Below are 279 nucleotides of genomic sequence, written 5' to 3' on the forward strand. Positions count from 1 at the left end.
GGACGAATTGCTCGCCGAAATGCTGTCCTTCTTTGAAGCGATAGAGCGATAAAGCGCGAAGGCGGTTCGTTCTTCGCGCCTCTAACCAAGCGGCGGCAGCCGTCGCGCCAACGGCGTCGACTTGACGATTGCGGTGCTCGTCTCCGCGCGCTCGGTGACCTTCGACAGAATCTCGTCAAGCTGATCGATCGTCTGCAGATAAAGACGGCAGATGAAGCAAACGTCGCCCGTCACCTTGTCGCATTCGACGAACTCCGGAATTCGCCGGATCACTTCTTC

General features: G+C 57.7%; 1 protein-coding gene. It reads right to left on the reverse strand.

Annotation, left to right across the window (positions count from 1 at the left end; translation table 11 throughout):
• Nucleotides 1-81: 81 nt before the first annotated feature.
• A partial coding sequence (locus tag R0J92_RS22550; RefSeq protein ID WP_411053299.1) for an Lrp/AsnC ligand binding domain-containing protein occupies nucleotides 82-279 on the reverse strand: 198 nt, incomplete at its 5' end.

The sequence above is a fragment of the Tritonibacter sp. SIMBA_163 genome (assembly GCF_046535935.1).
GTDB classification, from domain to species: Bacteria; Pseudomonadota; Alphaproteobacteria; order Rhodobacterales; family Rhodobacteraceae; genus Epibacterium; species Epibacterium scottomollicae.